Annotated in this window: 8 protein-coding genes; 7 read left to right on the plus strand and 1 reads right to left on the minus strand. The window is 46.6% G+C overall.

From position 1 onward, the window contains the following. Nucleotides 1-57: 57 nt before the first annotated feature. Nucleotides 58-951, minus strand: a complete 894-nt coding sequence (locus A6D97_RS19030; protein WP_065585039.1) for a DMT family transporter — start codon at nt 949-951, stop codon at nt 58-60. Between the two features lie 138 nt (nt 952-1,089). On the opposite strand from A6D97_RS19030, the gene rmuC reads away from it, so the two are divergent. The 7 genes from rmuC (at nt 1,090) to tatC (ending at nt 7,425) form a co-directional block, all read left to right on the plus strand. Then, entirely contained in the window at nt 1,090-2,622 is a 1,533-nt protein-coding gene (rmuC, locus tag A6D97_RS19035) for a DNA recombination protein RmuC (RefSeq protein WP_017063049.1), read from the plus strand. 65 nt (nt 2,623-2,687) lie between these two features. Next, entirely contained in the window at nt 2,688-3,467 is a 780-nt protein-coding gene (gene ubiE, locus A6D97_RS19040) for a bifunctional demethylmenaquinone methyltransferase/2-methoxy-6-polyprenyl-1,4-benzoquinol methylase UbiE (RefSeq protein ID WP_029235100.1), read from the plus strand. A gap of 98 nt (nt 3,468-3,565) precedes the next feature. Continuing rightward, nucleotides 3,566-4,171, plus strand: coding sequence for an SCP2 domain-containing protein (locus A6D97_RS19045; RefSeq protein ID WP_017063051.1), 606 nt, complete (start codon nt 3,566-3,568; stop codon nt 4,169-4,171). After that, the gene (gene ubiB, locus A6D97_RS19050; RefSeq protein ID WP_065585040.1) at nt 4,168-5,802 is read left to right on the plus strand and encodes a ubiquinone biosynthesis regulatory protein kinase UbiB; all 1,635 of its coding nucleotides are present in this window, start codon (nt 4,168-4,170) and stop codon (nt 5,800-5,802) included. The genes A6D97_RS19045 and ubiB overlap by 4 nt, the downstream gene beginning before the upstream one ends. A gap of 53 nt (nt 5,803-5,855) precedes the next feature. After that, nucleotides 5,856-6,110: a Sec-independent protein translocase subunit TatA gene (tatA, locus tag A6D97_RS19055; RefSeq protein WP_017060154.1), complete on the plus strand. Its 255-nt coding sequence runs from the start codon at nt 5,856-5,858 to the stop codon at nt 6,108-6,110. 3 nt (nt 6,111-6,113) lie between these two features. Next, nucleotides 6,114-6,521, plus strand: coding sequence for a Sec-independent protein translocase protein TatB (tatB, locus tag A6D97_RS19060; RefSeq protein WP_017060155.1), 408 nt, complete (start codon nt 6,114-6,116; stop codon nt 6,519-6,521). 148 nt (nt 6,522-6,669) lie between these two features. Further along, nucleotides 6,670-7,425: a twin-arginine translocase subunit TatC gene (gene tatC / locus A6D97_RS19065; RefSeq protein ID WP_017060156.1), complete on the plus strand. Its 756-nt coding sequence runs from the start codon at nt 6,670-6,672 to the stop codon at nt 7,423-7,425. Nucleotides 7,426-7,427 lie beyond the last annotated feature (2 nt).

Genomic DNA, 7,427 nt, shown 5'->3' on the forward strand with positions numbered 1-7,427 from the left:
TTCCAATTCGACTTTATTGATAGCTTTTCGCTCTCAATCGAATCTTTTAGCGCTTATTTACGCAGCTTTGTTTTTTGAAAACTTGATCTGTTGAATCACCAAACCAGCAATAATCAGCACTAAACCAAACAGTGTTGCAGGGTGAATCTCTTCGCCAATGATGGTGGAAAGTAGCATCAGTGAGATAAATGGCGAGGCAAAAATTAGGTTGCTGATACGCGCCGTATTGTTGGTTAGCTTGAGTGCTGATAACCATAATACAAAGGTAATGCCCATCTCAAACAGGCCTACGTAAGTCACCGCCATCCAACCCTTCGTCGTAATTTGGCTAAAGCTCTCACCTTCGTAAAGGGTTAAACCGATCGCGAATGGTAATGCTACTAAGAAACCAAGCAATACGCCAACCACTGGGTCAGCCTTGTTTTTGGTGTTGAGAATCCAATATCCTGCCCAAAGTAGAGTAGAAAGCAGCGCCAGTGCCACACCGAGTGGGCTATCGAACTGCATGCCTAACACATCGCCTTTGGTGGCAATAACTACCACACCCGCATAGCTGAAGGTACACGCAATCCAATCTTGCTTACGAATCTTTTGCCCCAGAAAAACCGCCGCCATTAAGGTTAGCGTGATAGCCCAGCTGTAGTTGATGGCTTGAGCTTGAGAAGCGGGCAGCAGGTCGTAGGCTTTGAATAGAATCAGGTAATAAGCCAATGGGTTAACCAAGCCGAGCAGCAGGTAATACCAAGGGTTTGAAAGGAACGTTGTACTCAGCTGAGAGAGCTTACCTTGAAAGGCGCAGACTGCGATCAGCGCAATCGACGACACAATACTGGCAATGGTCAGCATTTGAATCGGTGAAAACTCAGCAAGGGTCAGCTTAAAAGCAGTAGCGACCGTTGACCACAGCAGTACTGCGGAAAGGCCAAAGCCCAAGGCACGACGTTCGTTCATGGCAACTCATTCTAATTTGATGGGACAGAATACGGAGCGCCTAGTCTATCTGTCGAATTTTAATACGGCAAACTGGACATTTATCCAGTATCAAAATACCATTTAATGAGTTATTTCAAATTAGGCTAAATCATTATCATGCAATGGATTATCGAACATCAGGCAACGCTTATTGCTGCAATTTCTGGCGCGCTCGTCAGCGGCGGTGTCGTGGGTTGGTGGATTAAACAGAAGCTCTCTTTTCAGCAGCGATTGCTCGAGCAGCAGCTAGAGTCCGATCGTTTGTTGCATGAATCTCAGCAAGCTCAGCTCAAAGCATCACTCGCAGAGGCGCAACAAGAGCTCGATGAGTTAGATGATGACCGAGACAAAGCGGCATTCGAGCTCAAGCAGGCGCACGGTAAGGTGATGGCTGCAATGGAAAAACTGCGCTACTTTGAGGCCGTGAAGCAAGAGCGCCAGCAGTACGCTGATGAGATTAACGTGCTGAAAGACCATAAGTCGGAGTTGGAGGCTGAACTCCGTGAGCAAGAGGCAAGGCACGATCAAGAGAACCTCGCCAATAGCGAAAAGCTGCAGTTGCTAGAGCAAGCTGAATCACGACTTAAGCAGCAGTTTGAATTGTTAGCGAACCAACTGTTTGAAACCAAAACCGCCAAGGTCGATCAGCAGAATAAGCAGAGCCTAGAAGGTTTGTTGTCTCCACTAAGAGAGCAGTTGGAAGGCTTTAAGAAACAAGTGAACGACAGCTTCAGCCAAGAAGCCAAAGAGCGTCATACTTTGGTGCATGAGCTTAAAAACCTGCAACGTCTTAATGAGAGTATGACGCGTGAAGCGGTGAACCTGACCCAAGCGCTAAAGGGTGACAACAAACAACAAGGTAACTGGGGCGAGGTGGTGCTGGCTCGCGTGCTTGCTGAATCAGGACTGCGCGAAGGCCACGAATACCAAACGCAAGTGAACCTGCAAAACGATGCGGGCAAGCGTTATCAACCGGATGTGATTGTGCATCTGCCACAAGACAAGCAAGTGGTGGTCGATTCAAAAATGGCGCTGGTGGCATTTGAACGCTATTTCAATGCCGAAACCGATCAGCAACGCGATGCTGCATTGCGCGATCACTTGGTGTCACTGCGAGCGCACATCAAAGGCTTGAGCCAGAAGGATTATCATCAGCTCAAAGGCATACAGAGCTTGGATTACGTGTTGATGTTTATTCCGGTAGAGCCTGCGTTTCAGGTGGCGATTCAAGCCGACCCTAGCTTAGTTAAAGATGCGATGGAGCAAAACATTATCTTGGTCAGCCCAACCACCTTGCTGGTTGCACTGCGTACCATTGATAACTTGTGGCGCAACGATAGACAGAATCAGAACGCGCAAGTTATCGCGGAACGTGCGAGCAAGCTTTACGACAAATTACGCCTGTTCGTTGATGATATGGAAGGTCTCGGCAGTTCATTAGATAGAGCCAACCAAAGCTACCAAGGAGCGATGAATAAGCTAGTGACTGGGCGTGGCAATGTGATCCGTCAGGCGGAAAGCTTCAAGCAATTGGGTGTTGAAGTGAAGAAACCGATCTCGATTGGTTTGGCTGAAATGGCGCAAAATGAGGCTTTTTCAGAAAATGCCTCCTTAGTAGAAAGACAACCTGCTGAGGATAAAGTAAACTAATCGGCCGCAGCGCCTCTAAACACAAAGAGCGCTGTCGATGAGAACTTACCATGGTAGATAACAGCATTATGGACACAAGCGTGCAGACAAATTCAGCAGTAGAGTCAGAAACCACACACTTTGGTTTCGAAACAGTCGCAAAAGACGAAAAAGTCGCGAAAGTAGCAGAGGTATTTCACTCTGTAGCCGCTAAATACGACATCATGAATGACTTAATGTCGGGTGGTGTTCACCGCTTGTGGAAGCGATTCACGATTGATTGCAGTGGCGTTCGCCCTGGTCAGCGTATCCTAGATCTTGGTGGTGGTACTGGCGACCTTACTGCGAAATTCTCGCGTATCGTTGGTGAAAAAGGCCACGTGGTTCTTGCTGATATCAACAACTCAATGCTGAATGTTGGCCGTGATAAGCTGCGTGATAGCGGCATTGTTGGCAACGTACACTACGTACAAGCGAACGCTGAAGAGTTGCCATTCCCAGATAACTACTTCGATTGCATTACGATCAGCTTCTGTCTGCGTAACGTAACCGATAAAGACCAAGCGCTGCGTTCTATGTACCGCGTACTTAAGCCGGGTGGCCGTCTGTTGGTTCTTGAGTTTTCTAAGCCAGTGCTTGAGCCACTATCAAAGGTTTACGATGCCTACTCTTTCCACCTGTTGCCAAAAATGGGTGAGCTGATTGCCAACGACGCAGACAGCTATCGTTACCTTGCAGAATCAATCCGCATGCACCCTAACCAAGAAACCTTGGAAGGCATGATGCAAGACGCGGGTTTCGAGAATACTAAATACTTCAACCTAACGGGCGGCATTGTTGCGCTGCACCGCGGTTACAAGTTCTAGTCGAACTTGGTAGTAGGCTCTTAGGGCGTGCTAAACAATAAGAATAAAGACAGAACGGATAGGTTAAGGCTTATCCGTTTTCAAAGGTAAGGACAGTCATGCCATTTGATCCATTGGTCACCGCAGTTATTGAAACCTCTTTAAATACTTTCGTGAACGATGATCCAGCCTTGGTTCGTCGTTTGTCTCGTTTAAAGGGGCAGATCATTCAAGTTAATTTGAAAGAGTTGAATAAAACACTCACTTTCGTTTTCAGCCAACAAATTGATGTGTTGTCGGAATATGAAGGGCAGCCTGATTGCTACCTATCTTTGAACCTATCGGTATTACCGGAATTGCGTGAGCAATCGAACATCACCAAGCTGATCAAGCAAGATAAGTTGATCTTAGAGGGTGATATTCAACTGGCTCAGAAATTTGCTCAACTGATGACAGACTGCAAGCCTGATTTGGAAGAGTGGTTATCGCGTGTGACGGGTGATGTGGTTGCGCATACCTTGGTGCAAGGCGTTAAAAACGTCGGTGGCTTTGTAGCAAAACAGGCGACTAAGCATCAAAACCATGTTGCTCAAGTTCTGACTGAAGAGTGGAAGATCGCACCAGCACCGTTAGAAGTCGCGCATTTTTGCGACCAAGTTGATGACGTAAAAAGCTCTGCTGCTCGTCTTGAAGCTAAGTTGAACGCTCTGTTGGAGAAAGCATGACCCCAGCAGAACTGAAACGTCTTTATCATATTATCAAGGTACAGTTGGAATATGGCCTTGATGAGTTGATGCCGGAACACCAACTGACTAAAGCTCCTTTGTTGGCGCGAAAGTCACTGTTTTGGCTTAAGAACAAGCATCAAGATAAAGAGTTGGGTCATCGCTTGCGCCTTGCGCTGCAAGAACTTGGTCCAGTGTGGATCAAGTTTGGACAGATGATGTCGACACGTCGTGATCTGTTCCCTCCTCATATCGCCGATCAGTTGGCGTTGTTGCAAGACCAAGTTGCGCCGTTTGATGGTCAACTGGCGAAGCAAGATATGGAAAAGGCGTTGGGTGGCTGTTTAGACAACTGGTTTACCGACTTTGATATCGAGCCACTGGCTTCTGCTTCTATCGCTCAGGTGCATACCGCAAAGCTTAAAGAAAGCGGTCGTGAGATTGTTCTGAAGGTAATTCGACCTGATATTCGCCCGGTGATTGACGCAGATCTAAAACTGATGCACCGAATGGCGCGTATAGTCGCTAAGTCGCTTCCTGAAGCACGTCGTTTGAAACCGGTTGAAGTGGTTCACGAGTACGAGAAAACGTTACTTGATGAACTCGACCTGCGCCGTGAGGCGGCCAATGCCATTCAACTGCGACGTAATTTTGAAGGCAGTGAAGAGCTGTATGTTCCAGAGGTTATCCCTGATCTAAGCAGCGAAACCCTGATGGTGTCAGAGCGAATCTATGGTATTCAAGTCTCCGATATTGAGACGCTAGAAGCCAACAGCACCAACATGAAATTGCTCGCGGAACGCGGTGTGACGGTATTCTTCACCCAAGTATTCCGAGATAGCTTTTTCCATGCAGACATGCACCCGGGCAACGTATTTGTTAACCCAGAGAATCCAGATAACCCTCAGTGGATTGGTTTGGATTGTGGCATTGTTGGTACGCTCAATAGCGAAGATAAGCGCTATTTAGCAGAGAACTTGTTGGCTTTCTTCAATCGAGATTACCGTAAAGTTGCTGAGCTACACGTTGATTCGGGGTGGGTGCCACACGACACTAACGTCAATGATTTTGAGTTCGCGATCCGTATGGTGTGTGAGCCAATCTTTGCAAAACCACTTGGCGAGATCTCATTTGGCCATGTGTTGCTAAACTTATTTAATACAGCAAGACGTTTCAACATGGAGGTTCAACCTCAGTTGGTGCTTCTGCAAAAGACCTTGTTGTATGTCGAAGGCCTAGGCCGTCAGCTGTATCCGCAACTTGATTTGTGGGCAACGGCGAAGCCTTTCCTTGAAACCTGGATGATGAATCAGGTGGGGCCGCAAGCTGTGATCAACGCAGTAAAAGAGCGTGCGCCATTCTGGGCAGAAAAACTGCCAGAGCTGCCAGAGCTACTTTATGACAGCTTGCGCCAAGGTAAAGCGATGAACCACAGAATGGATCAGCTTTATCAAGGTTACCGAGATAGTAAGCGTCAGCAAGCAACTGGAAAGTTTTTGTTTGGCGTTGGAGCCACTTTAGTCGTATGCTCCGCAATATTAGTTTCAAGCCCTTATGAGCAGCTATCTATGGGCTGTGGCATCGCAGGTGTCACATTTTGGTTGCTTAGTTGGCGAGCTTACCGTCGTTAGACAGTAGACTCTCTTAATATTTTTATGTGTAGACAGACCCGAGGACAATGACAATGGGTGGTATCAGTATTTGGCAACTTCTAATCATTGCTGTAATTGTAATTTTGCTATTCGGAACAAAGAAACTGCGCGGTATGGGTGGTGACTTAGGTTCAGCGGTTAAAGGCTTCAAAAAAGCGATGAGCGATGAAGACAAGCCTGCAGATAAGAAAGATGCAGACTTCGAACCAAAGAATATTGAACAGCAGAAGACAGAAGCTCACGCTGAAACAACTGCTGAAACAAAGAAAGACAAAGAGCAGGCGTAAATCGTGTTTGATATCGGTTTTTGGGAACTGGTATTAATATCTGTCGTTGGGTTAGTGGTTTTAGGGCCTGAGCGTTTGCCCGTGGCGATTCGCAGTATTTCCAAGTTTGTTGGACAAGCGAAAAGCATGGCAAACAGTGTGAAAGATGAACTTTCTCATGAGCTTAAGGTGCAAGAGCTGCAAGAAAACCTACGCAAGGCGGAAAAAATGGGTATGGAAGATTTATCTCCAGACCTTAAAGCGTCAGTCGATGAACTCAAGCAGGCCGCTGCTGAGGTTCAACGTCCGTATGCTAAGCCTGAGTCTGATAAGCCAAGTGAGACTAAACCTAGTGTCATGGAAACTGTGGAATCTGAAACCATTCAGGTCAACAGTGAAGCTTCAGCACCGTCAGATAAGAAAGCCGAATAGTCTCGCAAGGAGGAGTCGCCGGATACTTGATTCGCTAGATGTTTAAATAGATATCTATTCAAGTAAATAACTATTCAAGTGGATACCAATTCAACTGGATAGATACACGCGCGGCTCCTTTTCGATCTTCCTGTTTAAGAGGTTTGACATGTCTTCGACTGAGCAGACACAGCCTTTAATTAGCCACCTTCTAGAACTACGTAATCGCCTACTACGTGCGATTGTCGCGGTGCTAGTGATATTTGTCGGGCTAATTTATTTTGCTAATGATATTTATGAATTCGTATCAGCACCTTTGGTAGATCGTCTACCGGAAGGGGCGACGATGATCGCAACCGATGTTGCATCGCCATTTTTCACACCGCTGAAATTAACCTTGATCGCGTCTATATTCCTCGCGGTTCCGTTTATTTTGTATCAGGTGTGGGCTTTTGTTGCTCCGGGTTTATACAAGCATGAAAAACGCTTGATCATGCCGCTATTGGCTTCAAGTTCATTGCTGTTTTACTGTGGTGTGGCGTTCGCTTACTTTATTGTATTCCCGTTGGTATTTGGCTTTTTTACGGCCATATCATTAGGGGGAGTAGAGTTCGCAACCGACATCTCAAGCTATCTTGATTTTGTACTCGCGCTGTTCTTTGCTTTTGGTATTGCCTTTGAAGTGCCTGTTGCGATTATCTTGTTGTGTTGGACGGGGGCAACAACGCCTCAATCTCTGTCTGAAAAGCGTCCTTACATTGTGGTGGGTGCTTTCATCATCGGTATGATGCTGACACCACCAGATATGATCTCGCAAACACTGTTGGCGATTCCAATGTGTATTCTGTTTGAGATTGGTCTGTTTTTCGCACGCTTTTATACGCGTAAGCCAGATGCGGATGAAGAGGAAGAAGCTGAATCTTGATT

It is taken from the genome of Vibrio sp. ZF57 (assembly GCF_001691235.1).
Taxonomy (GTDB): Bacteria; Pseudomonadota; Gammaproteobacteria; order Enterobacterales; family Vibrionaceae; genus Vibrio; species Vibrio crassostreae_C.